Raw genomic sequence first — 17,541 nt, forward strand, 5'->3', positions numbered from 1 at the left:
TGTTCTTAGGTGAATACTCAAGAGCACTAGAAACCGCAGGTGCTGCACTTATTAGTTGAATTCAGGGATCCAGCCAAAGACCCCGAGATGGTTGAGATAATGAATAAGCACCTAAAGCCGGTGGGTATTAGGCTAGGGTGAGCTAAACCCCATGAGGGGGTGATAAAAGTTGGTATTGAGAGGGTGATTTCTGTCGATTAGATGAAGATTTTTGTGCAGTCGTTACGCGAGTAGAGTCATTAAGGTTGATGATTTGCCGACACCTTGTCGCGTGAGCAATATTTTCAGTCTGATGATTTTCGGATCAGTACGCGCGCGTACAAGCATGGGCCCTTGAGGCAAGGTCGGCGAGCGTAAAGAGGCTGCACTCTTAACGGAACGGCACCAAAAAAGATGTTATTCAACACAAGTCCTATGGCTAGCAATTAACTTGTAACGCTAAGATAGATTAGAGCGCTCATAGCGGCGCATAACAAAAAGATTCAAGGGGAAATGATCATGGGCCTAAAATTTCGAAAGTCAGTAAAGGTCGCTCCGGGAGTGCGAGTCAACTTTGGCAAGAAAAGCTCTAGCGTGAGTATTGGCAATAAGTACGGTGGCTACAACATCGGCTCAAAAGGCACGCGAGCACGAGTTAGCGCCCCAGGGACTGGGCTTTCTTACTCAGATCGCATTGATAAGCCTAGGTCGCAGCGCGCACCACAAAAGCAAAAGCATTACTCGGGTGCTGAGTGGGCTGTGGCTGTAGTCGTCGGCGTGGTCTTTTTCTTTCTTCTAATCTGGTTGTTCGGTTGGTAGTGGCAGCGAGGTGCTTACATAAAGCTTTTACTCTGATTATCAATAAAGGTGGAAAGATGAGGCTAATTATCGCGGCGGCACTGGCGCTATGTGCAACTACGGCAAGCGCGCAGGAAGATATTTCTTATCACTTTGGCTATGCGCTGCAAGCGGCTGGTATGTGCCCTGGCTTGCAAGTGCGCGTTGATACTGAGCGTAAAGTGGATGCCAGGTTTGGAGTGGCTGTGCGTGATGGCGCCCAGTATATGGATGGCCTATACGCTGCTATGGATGATGCAAGTAATGCCTGTGATATCGCCTGGCGACGTTATGGCTGTAATGGGAATACTGAGCCACGCCTTATCCAAACTAGCAGCAGGGCTCCCAGCACTGTGCTTTGCGAGTATTGACACAAAGGGGCAGCACAACATGAAGCGCAGTTTTATGATAGCCATAGCAGTTACCCTGATAGTTTTCTCAAGCAATGCCCAGGCCCGTCAATTTAACGGCAATGGCCAACCGGCTTGCCTTACCGAAAACCTACTTGATCAAATAATCGATGCTGCCGTAAGTCGAAACACAGCCGGTATTGAGTATCTGCTTAATAATGGATGCGTTGTGCCGCGCTCTGGTATTCAGGTATCAGTAATCGATACTAAGATTTTGAGGGGTAAAGTTAAGGTACGCGCCTTCATTGGAGGCCAACCTGTAGAGCTGTGGACGACGATAGAAGCTTTATCGCGGTAGCATGTTAAACCAAATCCAAGACCCGCTACGGCGGATTTTCCTATACGAGGAAGCGCAAATGAAAGCGCTGGTTACGTACCGCGAAGCCGCCGAAATGCTCAGTGTTTCCCACTGGACTGTTCGCCAGATGGTACGCGATGGGCGACTTAACGTCGCGGGCGAAGGGAAAGGCCGGCGCGTCACTATGGGAAGTATTTTAAGGCTCGGTGAACTCGACTCTCGTGCCTTTGAGGAAACCAGTCACACCGCATCTACCGCACCTGATACGCATAATCGAGGAAAAGCTGCACGTCACCACGTACAAGGCAATTCTCGCAGCGAGAATCACGCCAGTGCGGCAAGCCAAGCATCTAATAGTCTGGATGAGCTGCTGAAGACGCTAACGACTGCTCCAAAAAAATAATTGCTGGTAGTGAAAAGTCACGCTTCATAAGCGAATCGCGTTGCGCTTAGAACCTCATAAAACCTCAAGTGGGCGTAGTGTTTTCTCTACACCTTTCTAGCTCTATTGCTGGTGGTTTCCATCAGCAAGTTTCCACGCTGGTTTCCACCAGATCGCCAGTATCCACTTGCTGGTATCCAGGGCGGTATCCACCAGATGGCTAGTGCTGGTAACCAACAACTAACCAGTAAAGGTAATCACTTTGAGATGGTAACCAGATGAAGGTACGAATTTTGGCACGAGCGATTGGTACGAATTGGTACGCAGCTTGGTGCGCACGATAGGTGCGCAATCAGAAGTGCGCACTGGTGGTAAGTTCGCATCATGGTTCGCAGCAAAAGTTCGCATTCGTCAGTATGAGCCAACTCAAGGCGTGTATTTGAAGCCATATTCAAATTGGAAATAATGCGCATTATGTCCAATTTGAGCTTTACGTATGGAAAGCGCGTCGTCCAGCTTTCACGCACTATCTTCACGCAGCGCATTTGCTCAGGAATGCTCAGGTTTAAGCTGTGATTCAAGAGCGCATGAAAGCGCCAGCTAGCTCTATCTCAAAAGAGGTTATGCGGTTTGAAACCTCGAAACCTTATAGACGCGAAACTGCTCACTCTAGTTTGTTCCCGCCTGTTCCCGGTGAATAATAAGCAGTGGGAACAGAAAACATCATATCAATCAACATTGTTCCCGCTGTTCCCACTGTTCCCGGTCAAAATCAACAGGCGCGGGTTAGGCGCTGCTCTGAGGTTCACACTCTGCGCTAAGCGTCTCAAACAGTAATCGGCGAAAAGCTGCGCCCGTTGGCGATGCTATCTCCGTAGCATCACTTTGATTGGTTAAGCTCTTCAATGGCTTCCTTCATGCGATCCTGCATCCACTGCTCAATGTAAGATTGCAGGTAGCCAGTACGGCCGATACTGAAACGTGCTGGCGGCGCAATCATTTTGTACTTCGCGTGCATGCGCCAGAGTGTCGTGCGATCTACGCCCAGCATCTTGGCTGCTTCACCTACATTTAGAATATTTTCTTTCATGGCAGGCCTCATTACTTGGTTGAGATAAGAATGAGTCAGGCTGACATTATTGATTAGAGCGTATAGAGCGTATAGAGCGTATAGAGCGTATAGAGCGTATAGAGCAGTTCTAGACAGCGATACACTCAACGCTAGGCGAGCACCTGCAAAGATCGAGAAACGGCTTAAAGAATGCTCACATGGCGATTATGGATAGAGGATGGCGGGATGGTTTTCTAGCTTTGGGGCGACTGGCGTTGGCATACCGCCTGTTGGGTATGGATGTGCGAAAGGCTGCCGGGGTATAACTTTTAAACCCCATGAGAAGCTAAGAGCGGCTAAGGTAATGCATAAATAAAGGCCGGGATTTCGGCCTCATCTTTCGTGTTCGAGACATGAATGGATATGAAAGCTTCACTCTTCCTTCTTGGGTTCAGGCTTGTCCATGCACGCCCAAACCAAAGCAACTACCCAGCCTACGAATGTCCAGCCGGCTACTACGGTCAAAACACTGATAGCCACGGCATGCCGCATATTACGAACGGCAGCAATGATTATCGGCAGGAAGTAGACCGCGATCACGATAGCCATTAACAGCATTGGGTGTATCGGCAGATTGTAGGCCATGTTCACGTCCATAAGTGAAATCCTAATTTCATCGTACAAGCCCCTAGTTATTCAGATCAGAGAGTTAACGTAGCAGCTAATCATGCTCATTAGGAGCGCTAATCTCGCGTTCAAAGCGATCTAGGTTGCCAGACTGCGTCTTGACGAAATCTAATAGCACCGGGTTTTGTTTCAACGCCTCTGCTCCTAATTCAGGTGTATAGGCAGGTGTTTCACCATTCACGCCCACGTCTTCCCAATCCTTGAGCATCCCTAGGGCGATGGCCTCGCAATGCATAGCCATTCGCTGATCTGCTGTTAACTCATTGCAGTATTTCCGGCTGTATTTCTTCTCTACCTCCATGAGGTGATCCAGGTACTCAGCGTTCCCTTTGTAAGCCACTTTCAGCCGGCTTGTGCCTTCTATGGTAACCCACTTACCAGATGCAAATTTCTCGTGCTCGTACTTATCAATTCTATAAGTCATGCCTTTCTCCTGTTATTAATTACACCCTGATATAAAACCAGTATATGAGCTATTATATTGCTTGTAAGCGTAATTTTGTGGAATTTAATTTCTAGGAAACTCAAATGAACAGAGCAAAAGGGAAGCGCGGTCTCAACCGGCGCCCGGGAAAAGGCGCTATTGATCAATGCTGGCTGACACTGCGTAAGGCTGCGGATAGTGGCGACGTGATTGCCGCTGCCAAGCTGATTGAGCTGGACTACATGCTTAGCGTCAGCCATGAACGCCAGGAGGTTCGCGCATGATTGGCCAAGATATCAACGCGATGGTGCTCTCTTTGGAATGGATGCGAGATACCGGGAGTCAGGAGCTTGACGAGATGCGAGAGGCAACTGCTGGGATGGTGAGAGCAATGGCTAATATGCAACTAAAGATGGGCCAAATGAATCATGCCGACCATCGTGACCTATTGAAGCGTGCGGAAGGGTTGCTCCCTTCGCGGCTGGATAACTGAGGGCTAGGCTATGGGAAGCAGTTCAAGGCTTGAACTTATAATCAGTAGCCGCAATGCCGAGCAAAGCCTCAATAGAATGGAAAAAAGGCTGAGTGAGGTGGACCGCGCCGGTGATGACGCCGCTGATTCTATGACGAACATGCAGCGGCGCCTGGCGGGAGTTGAGAGGTTCGCCACGGTCGCGGGTGGTGCGATAATGGGTCTGAGTGCTGGAGCTGGGGTGTTCACTGCTATCGCCCATTCAGCGTCACAATCAGCCGCAGAGATCGACAACTTATCACGCCTGGCTAACACCAACGTCGAGGATTTTCAGCGCCTATCCTTCGCCTCGCGTGCTTATGGGGTGGAACAAGACAAGCTAGCCGATATTCTCAAGGATACCAACGATCGTGTTGGCGACTTCCTGAGTACCGGCGGCGGTGAGATGAAGGATTTTTTCGAGCAGATAGCGCCACAAATTGGCGTGACTGCCGAGGAGTTCCGCAACCTTTCCGGGCCCCAGGCGCTGCAAAAGTATTATGACGGCTTGCAGGCGGCGAACCTCAGCCAAGCAGAGATGACGTTTTACATGGAAAGCGTCGCTGATGAGGCAACCGCCCTGATCCCGCTGTTACGTGATGGCGGTGCCGAGATGAGGCGGCTCGGGCAAGAGGCAGACGACCTAAGTGCCATACTGAGCCAAATGGAGATCCAGCGCCTAAAGGATATTCGCGGCGAGTTTGGCCAGTTAGGGCAGCAACTAAGCACTGAAACAATGCGCGCCGTCTCGCAATTCGATGACCTCATGAAATCGTCTCTGGAAGGCATTAGCTACGGCATTAATAACGTGGCTCGGGGCTTCAACGTCTTTATGGATTCGTTCCGTGATGGCGAGGCTAAGCGCTCGATTGCAGGCATAGACGCCGAGCTAAACGCCCTTTTTGATACTAAGGCGCGGCTTGAGCAGCGCATCGATATGTTTGGGGCGGACGCACCTCAGGCGCAAGACTCTATCGTAGCCCTTGGCGAGCTAAGAGGGGAATACACCGCCCTGATCGACCGCAAAAAAGAGCTGCAACAAGCTGGCTTGCCAGTCACCGAGCCGGAAATAGTGCAGCTAGATCGCGCTGTCATTTCAGCCGATGAACTGGCTAAGGCTCAAAAGGACGCCCAAAAAGAAGCCGACCTATTCTCTGATTCGCTCCAATCCATACAAGATCGATTATTCCCGCTGGAAGCCTCGCAGCGAAGCTATCGCGACGATCAAGAATTGCTAACCATGGCATGGGCTAAGGGCGAGATGGGCGTTATGCGCTACCTAGAGGCGCTTAATCGGCTGCAGCAAGCCCAAATGAGCACGCAAACGGCAGCCGATGCCTACGGTGGCGGCGGTGGCTTTGGCTCTGAGATCGGCAGCCGTGGCGGAGTGGGCGCGCCGACTGATCCCATGGCGGACGTGGTCGGCAATCAGGGTCAGGATTATTGGGGCAAGTGGCTCGAATCCGCTGAAACGGCTTTTACTGACTTCGACCAGATGGCTGCTAATACCGCCGAATCATTCCAGCAAGGGTTTGGTACCGCGTTTGAGCGAATGGTCTTCGATAGCCAGACAGCCCGTGAAGCAGCACAAAACCTATTTGAGGGCATGGGGCGTACGGCGATCAATACGCTGGGACAAATGGCGGGGCAGTGGGCTGCCTATCATGGTGTGCAGTTGGCTTTAGGTAAGAGCACTGAGGCGACTGCCATCGGCTCAGCCATTGCCACCGGCTCATCGATTGCAGCGGCTTACGCACCGGCAGCGGCTGCGGCGTCCCTTGCGTCATTCGGTGCCAACTCAGTACCGGCCATGGCGGGCATGTCATCGGCTTACGGGCTAAGTAGCACTTTAGCCCTTACTGGTATGGCCCACGATGGTATCGACCGCATTCCCCGAGAAGGCACCTGGCTTCTAGATAAGGGCGAGCGGGTACTCAATGCACCCCAAGCTGATCGCCTTGATAACTATATTGCACGGGAAGAGCGCGGCGGCGAGGGAGGTGGTGCCGGGCCTATCAACGTCGATGTCCAGGTGATTAACAACGGCAAGCCACAACAAGCATCCGCCGCCGTGGAGCAAAGAAACCAGCGAGATTTTATTGTCAAGGTGATGCTAAACGACCTGAACAGCGGCAGCTCAAGGTCATATACAGAGCAATTGGCGTCAACTTTCGGAATGTCACGCCGAGGCAGGTAGCCCGCAGCCCTGGCTAACGCCGGGGTTCTAATTGTGAGCCTGGATCACTTTTCGATGTGAGATTATCCCACTTCAAGCCGTGGTCAAATCGACCACCCTGCACGGTCACACTGACCGGCCAGCCTGATATGACTCTGAGTCACTTCTAGGTGTACCCGGTCTAGGTGCGCCCACAACGCCAAATTGGCGGGCTCGGCTCAACAGGAAGCCACACGCTCACGCTTCGTGGACAGTTGGCGAGGTTTCCACAATGATGATTATTGGAGCCCACAAAAGGGCGATTGAAAAACAATCAACGGCTTTCAAAGTGCCGACATAGGTGCCAGATGGACGATCAGGCAGGGTTAAGGAGGCGGTAAAAGGCGTGGTGCAAAGCGCAAAGGCAAGGGATACACCTACCGTATGATCAAGACTTGCATGAGCTTCATTGCGGCGCTATGACGGGAGCAGGTACGCCCTGCAAGCGTCGTGACGTAGGTGTCGGGTGCATGGCGGGCTGCCCACAGGGCCTAAGGAAGATCGTGCAGCCTGCTGAGCCATAGCAACCATACAACCTCGAGCATAACCAGGCGCTTTTAGACCTTCTTGATCGTCAGTTTAGAACCGTGAGAGATTAAACCCCCACGAAGGGGGGATAAAAGCATAGGTTGAGAGTGCGTTTTCGGGCGGGCGGCGTCGCACATGCCAGTGTCGGCATTGATAGTTTTCGGAGCAGTAACGTGCTCGCAGCAACGTCATGTTTTTTGTAAATGAAGTAATTCCCCACAAGTACGATAGCTAGTGGGTGGCATAAAACGCTAGGATGGTTTAGTGCATCTTAGGTGTATATGAGATTAAAAAAGCCCCTTTGATGGGGCTACTCTAATAAGCAAGGGATATAGAATGAAAAAAGCGATTTTTGTTTTACTAAGCCTCATTTCTCTAACGGGCTGTACAACAGTTTCCTACAATGGGGGGGAAGAGCTGGTTAATCGGGTGAGTTATCCTGAGATCGGTGAAGTTATGACCGTGGGCGTGGGAGAGCACATGGTTGAGAAAGGCTCGATGGTTGAGGTGGGCGTTCTCCGAGTAAACCAAATGATTGATGGGGCTATGTATGACATCCCTAATAGAACCTATCGTCAGATTGGGCACGATACGGAAAATGATTTTTATGAACCTACAGGCGTGGTCAGAGGAGCCTTTGCTGATCCAATTCAAGCGCTAGCAGTTGCCAAAAAAGACGATGCTGAAATATGTGTAATAACTACTTTTGGAGGTAGTGCTTGCTATGCTGGTGCCTACACAAAGGCGAAAAGACTATCTGAGCAAGAAGACAGCTTTCAGCAGACACTCATATACAATGGTCGCATTGGGGATAAGATCAACATTGGTTATAGAGAGTTTAGCTCAAGCCTCGCCAGACCAGCTTTCAATAATGAAGTAGAATATGATTTAAGTACCTCCGACGAGATAAGTTACAAAGGAGCCTCTTTAGAGGTAATTGAAGCTGGAAACACTGGTATTACCTACAAGTTAATCCGAAACTTTCCTGATTGATGCAACTGTCACCTTCGAACCCGCCGCAACGGCGGGTTTTGCGGAGGGGAGGAGGGATGGAAAAACCTCTATACACTTAACAAGAAGCCGCTTACCTGCTCGGAGTTTCTCGCTGAATCGTCCGACGCTGAGTGCAGCTCAATCGACTGTCAGTCACAGGTAATGGCGGTGATCGCTGAGTTACTTAAATTTATACCCAGGTTTCCATTCAGGTTTTCAGCAGGAAGCACTCATCCATTAGCAGGTATCCACCAAAAGCACACATTGTCGGTGCAGGCTGATACTTGAATAATAATGTCAAAGGGGTCGCAAATTGCGTCGGCCTATCGCAACGATCAAGGCCACAAAACGCAACGCCCAGCCAAGAAGCCGCTAGTATTAGCCTAATCATATACCTGCTTATCCTCCCAAGCCTTGAGGTCACTTTCGCGCCAGCGTGATTCTGCGCCGTGGCCACCCTGGATTACAGGCTTGGGAAAGCTTTTGCTTTTCTGCCAACGAAGCATAGTATTGCGGCTGCGGTCATAGCGATTGCAAAGCTCACTAGTCGACACGTAACGTTCTTGCATGCTGTGACTCCAGCTTCTCTTTCCTCTTTTGGTCTAGGAGCGCTTTGATATCCGCTGCAGTGACATGCTTGCGGGATGTTGAGCCTGCTGAAGCCCCTACTCGTGCTTCCCACTTGCTGTGCTGGTCTGGTAGTGGGCTCCTTTTACAACTTGCAATATATGCCTCAACAGCTTCAACTTCGAAACGGATATTGCCCTCGATTTGGACATAGCCAATAACTCTCTTCAGTGAGTAAGCTTTGCGCTGGCTGATTGACAGTTTTTTGGCAACATCCTTGGCGGTAAGAAGATTCGCCATGATGACTCCTGTGCCAGGTTATAATGTTGAGCGTAAAGAAATTTATAGAGCTATTGCTGCAGTGCGTATGGTGAAAGCGCTTAAGCGGAAACCTGTGCTATTTATTATCCATCGTCCATCCGCTTTTCTTCCCATGCCTGAATATCGCTTTCACGCCATCGAGATTCCGATCCATTGCCTCCAGGAATAAGAGGTTTCGGGAACCCTATGGTTCTTTGCCAGCGGTATATGGTTCGCGATGAACGGCCGTAGCGTTCGCATAGCTGGCTGGTGCTTACGTATTGGTGTTGCATTGTATATCCCCCTGCAAAAAAAACCGCTATGAAAAGGTAGATGGCTTTCCAATGGCAGGGTAGTAGAAAAGGGCCTACCAAATTACAAATGGTATGCGGTAAGGTATGCGAAGTATTTTTATAATTAGTATTTTTGTTTTTTATCAATCATTTGAGAGTTAAGTTGTACTCCTGCCAGGGACGCCAACTGGGGTTCTTTACAAGTCCTGGGAAGGCATAAAAAAGAGTAAAATACTCTGAAATACATGGTTTTTTAGCTCTCCGTTGTTCCTCGCTGTTCCTTCCAGATCCCGCTGCCAAGTGGCATACAGTCCGGTATAAGCCTCCATGGCACGAACCGCTCTACAGATAAACTCAACCAAACCGAGCACGAAAATTTTAGCCCTCAACGATGGCCAAGGATTAGAACTTATAATCTGGCCCAATGCAGCCAACCCCGGCACCGCTGCGCGCTGCTTTCGCGGGTGCGCCTTAGGCTTACCACGCGCTACGAGAACCCATCGTTCCAGCTTCGTGCACATCCCGTAGCGCGTGGTAACGAGAAAGCGAGTTCAGCGAGCGTTTGAGGCACCCGCGGGAGGCGTCGGCACGACGCCCAGTGGCTCCCGACCAAACTTGTAAGCATGCAAGGTGAACCTCGACTATCCTTGAGTCATTTACTGCTTGTTACCCGGGATACTTGGCGGAACAGTGCCTGGAGCCCATTCCGACTGCGGGAGGCTCTTAACATGGAGTTTAAGGATTATTATCAGATGCTCGGCGTGGAGAAGTCCGCAACGTCCGAGGAGATTAAAAAAGCCTACCGCAAGCTGGCTCGTAAGTTTCATCCCGATGTGAGCAAAGAGCCGGATGCCGAGCAGCGTATGCAGGAAATCAATGAGGCCAAGGCAGTGCTGTCTGATCCCGAGAAGCGTCTCGCCTATGACCAACTGGCTGAGCAGTATGACGCTGGCCAGGATTTCCATCCCCCTCCGGACTGGGATGCAGGTTTTGAGTTCAGCGGCCGTGGCTTCGAGGAGGCTGACCTCGGTGAATTCAGTGATTTCTTTGCGAATATTTTCGGCCATGCGCGCCGCCCAAGAAGAGGCGCCGGCGGCTATCAAATGCGTGGCGAAGATCGTCACGCCAAGGTAGTTATTGATCTCGAAGATGCCTACCTCGGTGCTACCCGGCCGATCACGTTGCTTGTGCCACAGGCCGATGCCCAAGGTCGCGTCAGTTCTAAAGAACATACCCTCAACGTGCGCATACCCAAAGGCGTTAAAGCGGGCCAGCATATCCGTCTTACGGGGCAGGGCGGCCCCGGTGTCAGCGGGGGATCTCCGGGGGATCTGTTCCTTGAGATCCACTTTACCCCCAACTCGCTTTACCGTGTTGAAGGGCGTGATGTGCATCAGACGGTACCGGTCACGCCCTGGGAGGCTGCGTTAGGTGCCAGCATTGAAATCCCTACCCCTTCCGGGGGTGTGAAACTAAAGGTGCCTCCTGGCTCTCAAACAGGGCGCCGGTTGCGCTTGAAGGGGCGTGGTATTCCTGGGCCTGAGCCGGGCGATCTGTATGTGGAATTAGAGGTCGTACTGCCCCCAGCCAATAGCGATAAGGCACGGAAACTCTATGAAACCATGGCGCGGGAAATGGCTTTTAATCCGCGCCAACGCAAGGGAGGCTAAGCCATGGTACAGCGGGCTACTATTAGCGGTGATCTAATTGATGAGGCGACCCTGTCCCTTGAAGAGTTGGCGCGTGCCTGCTCAGTGGAAACCTCCTGGGTCATCGAGCGTATTGAGCGTGGCTTACTGGCTGATGGCTCGCCTTTTGTGGCGAGCTGGCGTTTCACCAGCTTTGATTTGATCCGTGCCCGGCGGATGCATCAGTTGGAACGCGATTTTGAGGCCGTGCCCGAACTTGCCGCACTAACGGCCGACCTAATTGAGGAAAACCAGAGACTTAAAGATCGATTGCGCGCTGCTGGGCTTTGCGGAAATCCTGCCCGATAGGGGGCGCAGGCAGTGGTGTCGCCCGTGCTACTTAGTGCTTTTGTTTATGCGAAAATGCAATATTAGCATTAATACGATAATCCTAATCTTGTTGAAAGCAAACAATAAAAAATTAAGGGTGGTGGTTGGGCCTTTTTAATTGGTTTTTTGTATATTTTTAACCGCGATATAAAAGTTGACCTATGTCATAGAAAGCTGGCTTTTATCCACTCTAGTATGCACCCGTGGGTACCACTTTGTCTCTTTCTCATTACCCAAAGGTCGTAAACATGAATAATCTAGCAGCTCTTTCTCTTCTGCCTCAAGAGCAGTTAAATTTAGCCTATTCTAATGAAGCTAGTGAGCTAAAACGCTATAAATGGCTAGCCCTTACTTTTCTGCCTTTTGATTCATCGGTTAGTCGCTTGATGACGGCGATTAGCATGGAGTGTGTGCACCGCCTTTGTAATTTACAAGAGGTGGCTAGGAAAATGGATCTCTGTGCTTGCGTTAATACTGAGGCGTTAGAAAAAAGCCCTTTGCTCAATACAAAAGAACCGCATTTTTTTGTAGTGGATGATCAAATGGGAGATCAACTTCTTGCCCGCGCTGAAGAGGCTGCTAAACTTTCGTGTACTTTTTTTGGCTGGTTGCTAGAGACCAATGCCACTCCTGAGCTACATAATACTTTATTCGAATTTGTAACGCAGAAGAGTAATGAGTTTCGCATCATACAGGAGTGTCGCGAACAGCGGGCTATAGGTTTTTATAAGTAGCTTGTTGCATTCAAATCTGAAATAGAGTTTTGTACATATAGGTGCTCATATCCGTGAGGTGTGTTCATGCTTTCTTCAGTATGTAATAAACCGGATTTTTTTAGCTGTTTTGATTGCGATTTTAATTCAGTGGCTAAAAGCCTTTGGGAGTGTTTCCCTAAAGAGATGATGATCGTACGTGTTACTGAACGAAATCACTATATCATTGAAGAGATTAAGCATCTGCAACCTGCTGAATTTAGCAATCATCTAATAAGTGTGGGTAAACCTTTCCGAAATCTACTTCCATCACCTCTAGCTGAGGAGTTGATCGTAAACTGCACACGCTGCGTAAAAGGGGGAGTGCCTGTTAATTTTGAAGTGGCGGGTGGGTGCTTCAATACAGGGGGTAACCAGCGCAGCTTTAGGCTTCTTCTATTTCCTATCATGCACCAACCAGGGGTAGTGTCGCATCTGCTCTGTATCGTCTTGAACTCAGATATGACCAGCATGACGCAGATTGCGACATACTCCGAGCAAGAAGTGGAGCGCCGGGTTATAGAGCGTACCGCTGAGTTGGTAGCTACCAATTTGCATCTGACCTACCTGGCTACCCATGATGGCCTCACGCAAACTTATAATCGGCGCCATCTCCTTGATTTGGCTAACACTGAGTTCAAGCGGGCTGCTCGTTATGGCTTATCGCTCTGTGTGATGATGTTGGATATTGACCACTTTAAGACTATCAATGATGAGCAGGGGCACGCGGCGGGTGATCATATGCTGAAAACGCTTGCCCATGCGATGCGCTCTACGGTGCGCGATTGGGATTTGGTGGGTCGGTACGGCGGGGACGAATTTATCATCATCTTACCTGAAACAGATATCCAAGGCGCCCAGGTGATAGCAGAGCGACTGAGTAACACTCTGCAGAGTGCCAGGCTATCTGTCAGCATTGGCATTGCCACGCTTGAACTGAATGATCGCTGCATTGATGATTTGATCAACCGTGCCGATCACTTGCTACTGAATGCCAAGCGAAACGGCCGCAACCGTATTGAATGTACTTCTTATGCGCTCACAGCCTGATAAGTACTGAATTAATAGCGCATCACTTTATAAAATGGCGCACTCGTTGCAACGCGTCGCGTAAGGTAAGGCCTGGAGGCGGTGAATGTCGATTACTTCGCCACACACCTCACAGAGCTCTCCCTCGTGGGCGTCAATACGAGAGATAGCTTTTTCGATTTGCGTAAGCTCAGCATGCGCTTCATTTTCCAAAAGGTCGACGATATCATCACTCTGAATTTCGGACGCCTGTTCTTCCAAATCTTTATCTAAGGCATCCCTTCTCTGGTGCTGATGTGCTTCGTAGCGTTGTATACGTTCGAGCGTTTCTACCCGGAGTTCTACAAGCGCTCTTCTTCTTTCATTTGTAATCATGGTACACCCTTAGTGCTTAATGAAAAGCAAAGTAATCTTCACTTTATTTTGTGTCATTGTCTAATGTCCATGTATTGGGCAGAAATTATTTTAATGCAAGGTTAGCTTTGTTAATTTATAAAACTCGTGAGTACCTTTATTTAGAGTGCTAAAGATCTTCAAGCTCTTGCGCGTCACGAACTATGCGCATTGCTTCGTGCTGTTCAAGAGTGAGGAGGTTGTTCAGTAGCTCATTTGCAACTACTGACTCTGCACGTAGCGCCAAATAGCGATAAAGCTCTATGATTTTGTTATGTATGGTGACGATTGAGCGCATGATTTCTGCGAAGGTCATGTTGCTGTAGTCAATGTTGTCGAGGGCGATAGCGTGCTTGTCGAAGTACTCAATACACCATGTGTGAATGGCAGCTGACTGGGCATCTTGCTCGCTCAGTGCCAAGACACGGCTCAGCTCTTTTTCATGTAGTGATAGATAATCAAGCAGCATGAGCACTTTTTCATTTTTTGTTGAAAGCGATGCCTTTTCTAAGCTATTAGCTAAGTTAGTGTGTAATAAGCGCGTCATCTTCAACAATTGTTGAACAGTTTCGACTGACATGATTTTTCCAGCTTTGGTTAGAGTTTTGATTTCTTTAGCTTTTAGGTGTGCTATATTTTGCACCTGCGACACTCTTGCAGTTTCCATGTTAAACACAGAGACCTTGTGTATTCGCCTCTTGGTTACGTCAATCATAGCACTCGTTACTTTCTACTTGAATCCATTCAAGTTTTTGTGAGGTGTTTGACTGTAACGTTGTTATGGTCCTCGATTTTACCTCCCAGGGCTGAAAAATAGTATAGAAGCTAATAGGCTTCCTGCGTATCTATTAATCAATGCTTTGATGCTGTAGATCAATATTTTGCTGTTAATAAACAGTTGCTGCAACAAGTAGTGTCATACAATGATTTAGTCCATGTCATTTCTCACTCAAAGCGAGTGTGAGGATCAATCTTCTTGCTTCAGATGGCTTTACGAACGAGGTGAGGCGTCCCGAAATCCCACGATGATCGGAGATGTTAGATGTCGATTCGCAATTTAGACGTACTGTTCTCTCCTGAAACAATTGCGCTCATCGGTGCTAGCAACCAGCCTTGGTCGGTGGGGGCCGTGTTGGCACGCAATTTACTCTGTGCTGGTTTTGCCGGGCCGGTGCTCACCGTCAACCCTAGTGAGCGTGCTATTCGATCAACCCTGAACTACCACTCTGTTAGTGAACTGCCACTGACTCCTGACCTGGCAATCATCGCGACCCCGCCGGAGAGCGTGCCGGGCTTGATCAAGGAACTTGGCGAGCGGGGCTGTCGTGCGGCGGTGGTTATTACCGCAGGCTTTGGTGAAGGAGAGCAGGCGGATGGCAAGGCGCTTCAGCAGGCAATGCTTGAGGCGGCACGCCCTTATCTAATGCGCATTGTAGGGCCCAACTGTTTGGGTATTTTGGCTCCTCACAAGGGTATCAATGCCAGTTTCGCTCATCTTACCCCTCTGAAGGGCGATATCGCTTTCGTTACCCAGTCGGGGGCTGTGGCAACATCAATCCTCGACTGGGCGTCGGCGCGCGGGATCGGCTTCTCGTATATCATTTCGCTAGGCGCAATGAGCGATGTTGATTTTGGCGATGTGCTCGACTTCCTGGCGCTTGACCCAAAAACGCACTCCATTCTGCTCTACGTCGAGGCCATTTCCGACGCACGTAAATTCTTGTCGGCTGCACGCATGGCTTCACGAAACAAGCCGGTCGTGGTGGTGAAAGCCGGCCGCAGTGATGCAGGTGCCAAAGCGGCGCTTTCGCATACTGGGGCTCTGGCGGGATCCGATGCTATCTATGACGCTGCCTTTAGGCGCGCGGGAATGCTTCGGGTGAAAACCCTGGATGAGCTATTTCAGGCGGCAGGAACGCTTGCCACGGGCATCCGCGTGCAGGGAGATCGTCCGGCCGCTGATTTGGAAGCGATCACGCTCACGCTGATAAAATTGTCACAACTGGCCAGCGACTTGGAGCGCGTAGTCGAACTGGATATCAACCCGCTGTTGGCTGACGCCTCTGGTGTGATGGCTTTGGATGCGCGCATCGTGATTAGATCCAGTCAGCGACAACGGCTGCCTATGGCCATCCGCCCTTATCCCAAGCAGCTCGCCCAAACAATCACGACACGCAGTGGCCAAGCCTATTGCTTGCGCCCCATACGCCCCGAAGATGAATCGGCGCTGGTTCACATGCTGGGCCAGTCTTCTCCCAGTGATGTGCGGTTGCGCTTCTTTGCAGCCATCAGAAAGTTTGACCATGCTTTTGCGGCGCGACTAACTCAGATAGATTACGACCGGGAAATGGCCTTTGTAGCGATACCTTCTGGAAGCGACGAGATTGTGGGGGTAGTGCGCCTGTCTGCCGATCCCGATAAAGAGAAAGCGGAGTTTGCGGTCATGGTGCGTAGTGATTTTAAAGGAACCGGGCTGGGTTATAGCCTTATGCAGCAGATAATTCATTTTGCCCGCATGAACGCGATTAAGCAGCTATTTGCGGATGTGCTACGGGAGAATCACCCCATGCTCAAGATGGTAAAAGAGTTTGGTTTTCTGGTGCTACCAACGAACCATCAGGCAGACAGCGTGACCGTTGTGCTTAATCTGTAATGAAAGCTCGTCGCCGAACCGATGGTTAACTCTTTGGCCGATAAAAGTGCTTTTAAAGTTGCGGTGACGAGCGACCAGGATGTTGTTTTTTATAATGCGTACTGTGTAAAAGGAAAGCAATAAAGCACGCCTGTACCCAGCATAGAAGTGGTTTCTTAGAAGAGTGTTGTCTGCGATAAGTTCACTTACTTCTTGCAGCTATAGACGCTAACGCATCAGGATCCACTATGCAGTACTCATGACCTCGTGCTGTTAATATACCTTGCCGCTGAAAGCGGCTGATGAGGCGACTGAGTGTCTCTACTGCCATACAGAGATAGTCGGCCATTTCTTGTCGCGACATGGCCAGTCTGAAAGAGTAGGGCGAATAACCCCGAGCAAAAAAATTCCTCGACATTGCAGCAAAAAAACAGGCTAATCTGACGTCTGCAGGCTGGCTAATCATTTGCCACATTCGTGAGTGTTCAAGGCTCATGGCCCGACTCAAGCAGCGCAGCAATTGCATATGGCTAGTTTGAAGGTCGGGAAATTCTTCAATTCGTCTAAAGGGGATGTGCAGTAAACCGGATGTTTCAATGGCAATCACGGTACCTGAATAAAATCCCTCGCCAATAGCATCTAGGCCAATAATGTCTTCAGGTAGAAAAAAGTGTGTGAGCTGCTCATTGTCGTTTTTACACTGCAGCGTTTGTTTTAACATGCCAGATTGTACGATGTATAAGCCTTGAAAAGTATCCCCTTGGTATAATAGCGTTTTTTTTCTACGCAAGATTAATATGGGTCGAGATAGGTTTTTCAACTCTTGTACAATTAACAGAGAGGGGTGACTGGAAGTCGCTCCTTGTTCGATATATGGCTTATCCAAACCAGTAGACGTTTCCATACGTTTCACCCCAGGTTCTGCAATCAAATTCAGTGCAAGCTCCGTGAGCCACGAACGATGTTTAAAAATGGTTTTACCGTAAGTATTATAATTCAGTTAGTTATGTGTTTTTTTGATTTTTTAGACGCTGGCGAAATTAAGCGTAGAAGAGATTTTGAGTTGTGCAATACGAAAAAAGTAGGTATTTTTATATTTGAAGTTTATTTAAAGAAATGGCTGTTCGTGATGATTCTTAAGTTAAAAAAAGGGGGGAGTTGTCAATAGTAGGTAACACCATGAAGGTGCACCTTGCCTGTTTATTCAGTCTTGGCGTTTCTCTGGCGAACCAGTGTTCGACT

General features: G+C 49.6%; 22 protein-coding genes. 14 read left to right on the forward strand and 8 right to left on the reverse strand.

Going from position 1 to position 17,541, the window contains the following annotated elements; all coding sequences use genetic code 11:
* Positions 1-498 precede the first annotated feature (498 nt).
* From JI62_RS23160 to JI62_RS01170, 4 genes are read left to right on the forward strand one after another with little or no spacing between them, the layout of a single operon-like run.
* Positions 499-798, forward strand: a complete 300-nt coding sequence (locus JI62_RS23160; RefSeq protein WP_088698643.1) for a DUF4236 domain-containing protein — start codon at positions 499-501, stop codon at positions 796-798.
* 56 nt (positions 799-854) lie between these two features.
* Positions 855-1,187, forward strand: coding sequence for a hypothetical protein (locus tag JI62_RS01160; protein WP_088698408.1), 333 nt, complete (start codon positions 855-857; stop codon positions 1,185-1,187).
* 19 nt (positions 1,188-1,206) lie between these two features.
* Positions 1,207-1,524: a hypothetical protein gene (locus JI62_RS01165; protein ID WP_088698409.1), complete on the forward strand. Its 318-nt coding sequence runs from the start codon at positions 1,207-1,209 to the stop codon at positions 1,522-1,524.
* Between the two features lie 58 nt (positions 1,525-1,582).
* A complete protein-coding gene (locus tag JI62_RS01170; protein WP_088698410.1) occupies positions 1,583-1,927 on the forward strand; it encodes a helix-turn-helix domain-containing protein in 345 nt (114 codons plus the stop codon).
* A gap of 859 nt (positions 1,928-2,786) precedes the next feature.
* Here the strand turns inward: JI62_RS01170 and JI62_RS22545 are convergent.
* The 3 genes from JI62_RS22545 to JI62_RS01185 all read right to left on the reverse strand — a co-directional run bounded on the left by JI62_RS22545 (position 2,787) and on the right by JI62_RS01185 (position 4,068).
* On the reverse strand, positions 2,787-2,996 hold the full coding sequence (locus JI62_RS22545; RefSeq protein WP_170938454.1) for a helix-turn-helix transcriptional regulator: 210 nt from the start codon (positions 2,994-2,996) through the stop codon (positions 2,787-2,789).
* A gap of 393 nt (positions 2,997-3,389) precedes the next feature.
* Positions 3,390-3,614, reverse strand: coding sequence for a superinfection immunity protein (locus tag JI62_RS01180; protein ID WP_205737474.1), 225 nt, complete (start codon positions 3,612-3,614; stop codon positions 3,390-3,392).
* A 64-nt stretch (positions 3,615-3,678) separates the two neighbouring features.
* A complete protein-coding gene (locus JI62_RS01185; protein WP_088698412.1) occupies positions 3,679-4,068 on the reverse strand; it encodes a hypothetical protein in 390 nt (129 codons plus the stop codon).
* A gap of 104 nt (positions 4,069-4,172) precedes the next feature.
* Here JI62_RS01185 and JI62_RS01190 point away from each other — a divergent pair, with 104 nt between their 5' ends.
* The 4 genes from JI62_RS01190 (at position 4,173) to JI62_RS01205 (ending at position 8,315) form a co-directional block, all read left to right on the forward strand.
* Positions 4,173-4,352, forward strand: coding sequence for a hypothetical protein (locus tag JI62_RS01190; protein ID WP_088698413.1), 180 nt, complete (start codon positions 4,173-4,175; stop codon positions 4,350-4,352).
* Complete coding sequence (locus JI62_RS01195; protein WP_088698414.1) at positions 4,349-4,561, forward strand: hypothetical protein; 213 nt, start codon at positions 4,349-4,351, stop codon at positions 4,559-4,561. Before JI62_RS01190 ends, JI62_RS01195 begins: the two co-directional genes overlap by 4 nt.
* Positions 4,562-4,658: 97 nt before the next feature.
* Positions 4,659-6,776, forward strand: coding sequence for a hypothetical protein (locus JI62_RS01200; protein ID WP_141101291.1), 2,118 nt, complete (start codon positions 4,659-4,661; stop codon positions 6,774-6,776).
* Between the two features lie 882 nt (positions 6,777-7,658).
* On the forward strand, positions 7,659-8,315 hold the full coding sequence (locus JI62_RS01205) for a hypothetical protein (RefSeq protein WP_088698416.1): 657 nt from the start codon (positions 7,659-7,661) through the stop codon (positions 8,313-8,315).
* Between the two features lie 543 nt (positions 8,316-8,858).
* On the opposite strand, the gene JI62_RS01215 is transcribed toward JI62_RS01205, so the two are convergent.
* A complete protein-coding gene (locus JI62_RS01215; protein WP_088698418.1) occupies positions 8,859-9,182 on the reverse strand; it encodes a helix-turn-helix domain-containing protein in 324 nt (107 codons plus the stop codon).
* On the opposite strand from JI62_RS01215, the gene JI62_RS01220 reads away from it, so the two are divergent.
* Entirely contained in the window at positions 9,181-9,372 is a 192-nt protein-coding gene (locus tag JI62_RS01220; protein ID WP_088698419.1) for a hypothetical protein, read from the forward strand. The two genes, JI62_RS01215 and JI62_RS01220, sit on opposite strands and share 2 nt — an antisense overlap.
* Here JI62_RS01220 and JI62_RS23165 read toward each other — a convergent pair.
* Positions 9,287-9,475: a helix-turn-helix transcriptional regulator gene (locus JI62_RS23165; RefSeq protein ID WP_430750707.1), complete on the reverse strand. Its 189-nt coding sequence runs from the start codon at positions 9,473-9,475 to the stop codon at positions 9,287-9,289. The genes JI62_RS01220 and JI62_RS23165 overlap by 86 nt on opposite strands.
* Positions 9,476-10,203: 728 nt before the next feature.
* On the opposite strand from JI62_RS23165, the gene JI62_RS01230 reads away from it, so the two are divergent.
* The 4 genes from JI62_RS01230 (at position 10,204) to JI62_RS01245 (ending at position 13,295) form a co-directional block, all read left to right on the forward strand.
* A complete protein-coding gene (locus tag JI62_RS01230) occupies positions 10,204-11,145 on the forward strand; it encodes a DnaJ C-terminal domain-containing protein (protein WP_088698421.1) in 942 nt (313 codons plus the stop codon).
* Positions 11,146-11,148: 3 nt separating this feature from the next.
* Positions 11,149-11,472 (forward strand): chaperone modulator CbpM, encoded by a 324-nt coding sequence (locus tag JI62_RS01235; RefSeq protein WP_088698422.1) that lies wholly within the window; start codon positions 11,149-11,151, stop codon positions 11,470-11,472.
* 269 nt (positions 11,473-11,741) lie between these two features.
* A complete protein-coding gene (locus JI62_RS01240; RefSeq protein WP_088698423.1) occupies positions 11,742-12,227 on the forward strand; it encodes a hypothetical protein in 486 nt (161 codons plus the stop codon).
* Positions 12,228-12,293: 66 nt separating this feature from the next.
* Complete coding sequence (locus JI62_RS01245) at positions 12,294-13,295, forward strand: GGDEF domain-containing protein (RefSeq protein WP_088698424.1); 1,002 nt, start codon at positions 12,294-12,296, stop codon at positions 13,293-13,295.
* A gap of 27 nt (positions 13,296-13,322) precedes the next feature.
* On the opposite strand, the gene JI62_RS01250 is transcribed toward JI62_RS01245, so the two are convergent.
* Together JI62_RS01250 and JI62_RS01255 are read right to left on the reverse strand one after the other, a co-directional pair.
* Positions 13,323-13,649, reverse strand: a complete 327-nt coding sequence (locus JI62_RS01250) for a TraR/DksA family transcriptional regulator (RefSeq protein ID WP_170938456.1) — start codon at positions 13,647-13,649, stop codon at positions 13,323-13,325.
* Positions 13,650-13,797: 148 nt separating this feature from the next.
* Complete coding sequence (locus tag JI62_RS01255; RefSeq protein WP_240513093.1) at positions 13,798-14,382, reverse strand: hypothetical protein; 585 nt, start codon at positions 14,380-14,382, stop codon at positions 13,798-13,800.
* Positions 14,383-14,709: 327 nt separating this feature from the next.
* Between JI62_RS01255 and JI62_RS01260 the strand changes: the two genes are divergently transcribed.
* Positions 14,710-16,320, forward strand: a complete 1,611-nt coding sequence (locus tag JI62_RS01260; RefSeq protein WP_088698425.1) for a GNAT family N-acetyltransferase — start codon at positions 14,710-14,712, stop codon at positions 16,318-16,320.
* 181 nt (positions 16,321-16,501) lie between these two features.
* On the opposite strand, the gene JI62_RS01265 is transcribed toward JI62_RS01260, so the two are convergent.
* A complete protein-coding gene (locus tag JI62_RS01265; RefSeq protein ID WP_088698426.1) occupies positions 16,502-17,203 on the reverse strand; it encodes a helix-turn-helix domain-containing protein in 702 nt (233 codons plus the stop codon).
* Between the last annotated feature and the right edge of the window lie 338 nt (positions 17,204-17,541).

The sequence above is a fragment of the Halomonas campaniensis genome (assembly GCF_002211105.1).
Taxonomy (GTDB): Bacteria; Pseudomonadota; Gammaproteobacteria; order Pseudomonadales; family Halomonadaceae; genus Vreelandella; species Vreelandella campaniensis_A.

Excerpts from the sequence above, each read along its gene's own strand:
- JI62_RS23160 (WP_088698643.1), top strand. The coding sequence starts at position 499 with ATGGGCCTAAAATTTCGAAAGTCAGTAAAGGTCGCTCCGGGAGTGCGA.
- JI62_RS01160 (WP_088698408.1), top strand. The coding sequence starts at position 855 with ATGAGGCTAATTATCGCGGCGGCACTGGCGCTATGTGCAACTACGGCA.
- JI62_RS01165 (WP_088698409.1), top strand. The coding sequence starts at position 1,207 with ATGAAGCGCAGTTTTATGATAGCCATAGCAGTTACCCTGATAGTTTTC.
- JI62_RS01170 (WP_088698410.1), top strand. The coding sequence starts at position 1,583 with ATGAAAGCGCTGGTTACGTACCGCGAAGCCGCCGAAATGCTCAGTGTT.
- JI62_RS22545 (WP_170938454.1), bottom strand. The coding sequence starts at position 2,996 with ATGAAAGAAAATATTCTAAATGTAGGTGAAGCAGCCAAGATGCTGGGC.
- JI62_RS01180 (WP_205737474.1), bottom strand. The coding sequence starts at position 3,614 with ATGGACGTGAACATGGCCTACAATCTGCCGATACACCCAATGCTGTTA.
- JI62_RS01185 (WP_088698412.1), bottom strand. The coding sequence starts at position 4,068 with ATGACTTATAGAATTGATAAGTACGAGCACGAGAAATTTGCATCTGGT.
- JI62_RS01190 (WP_088698413.1), top strand. The coding sequence starts at position 4,173 with ATGAACAGAGCAAAAGGGAAGCGCGGTCTCAACCGGCGCCCGGGAAAA.
- JI62_RS01195 (WP_088698414.1), top strand. The coding sequence starts at position 4,349 with ATGATTGGCCAAGATATCAACGCGATGGTGCTCTCTTTGGAATGGATG.
- JI62_RS01205 (WP_088698416.1), top strand. The coding sequence starts at position 7,659 with ATGAAAAAAGCGATTTTTGTTTTACTAAGCCTCATTTCTCTAACGGGC.
- JI62_RS01220 (WP_088698419.1), top strand. The coding sequence starts at position 9,181 with ATGATGACTCCTGTGCCAGGTTATAATGTTGAGCGTAAAGAAATTTAT.
- JI62_RS01215 (WP_088698418.1), bottom strand. The coding sequence starts at position 9,182 with ATGGCGAATCTTCTTACCGCCAAGGATGTTGCCAAAAAACTGTCAATC.
- JI62_RS23165 (WP_430750707.1), bottom strand. The coding sequence starts at position 9,475 with ATGCAACACCAATACGTAAGCACCAGCCAGCTATGCGAACGCTACGGC.
- JI62_RS01230 (WP_088698421.1), top strand. The coding sequence starts at position 10,204 with ATGGAGTTTAAGGATTATTATCAGATGCTCGGCGTGGAGAAGTCCGCA.
- JI62_RS01235 (WP_088698422.1), top strand. The coding sequence starts at position 11,149 with ATGGTACAGCGGGCTACTATTAGCGGTGATCTAATTGATGAGGCGACC.
- JI62_RS01240 (WP_088698423.1), top strand. The coding sequence starts at position 11,742 with ATGAATAATCTAGCAGCTCTTTCTCTTCTGCCTCAAGAGCAGTTAAAT.
- JI62_RS01245 (WP_088698424.1), top strand. The coding sequence starts at position 12,294 with ATGCTTTCTTCAGTATGTAATAAACCGGATTTTTTTAGCTGTTTTGAT.
- JI62_RS01250 (WP_170938456.1), bottom strand. The coding sequence starts at position 13,649 with ATGATTACAAATGAAAGAAGAAGAGCGCTTGTAGAACTCCGGGTAGAA.
- JI62_RS01255 (WP_240513093.1), bottom strand. The coding sequence starts at position 14,382 with ATGATTGACGTAACCAAGAGGCGAATACACAAGGTCTCTGTGTTTAAC.
- JI62_RS01260 (WP_088698425.1), top strand. The coding sequence starts at position 14,710 with ATGTCGATTCGCAATTTAGACGTACTGTTCTCTCCTGAAACAATTGCG.
- JI62_RS01265 (WP_088698426.1), bottom strand. The coding sequence starts at position 17,203 with ATGGAAACGTCTACTGGTTTGGATAAGCCATATATCGAACAAGGAGCG.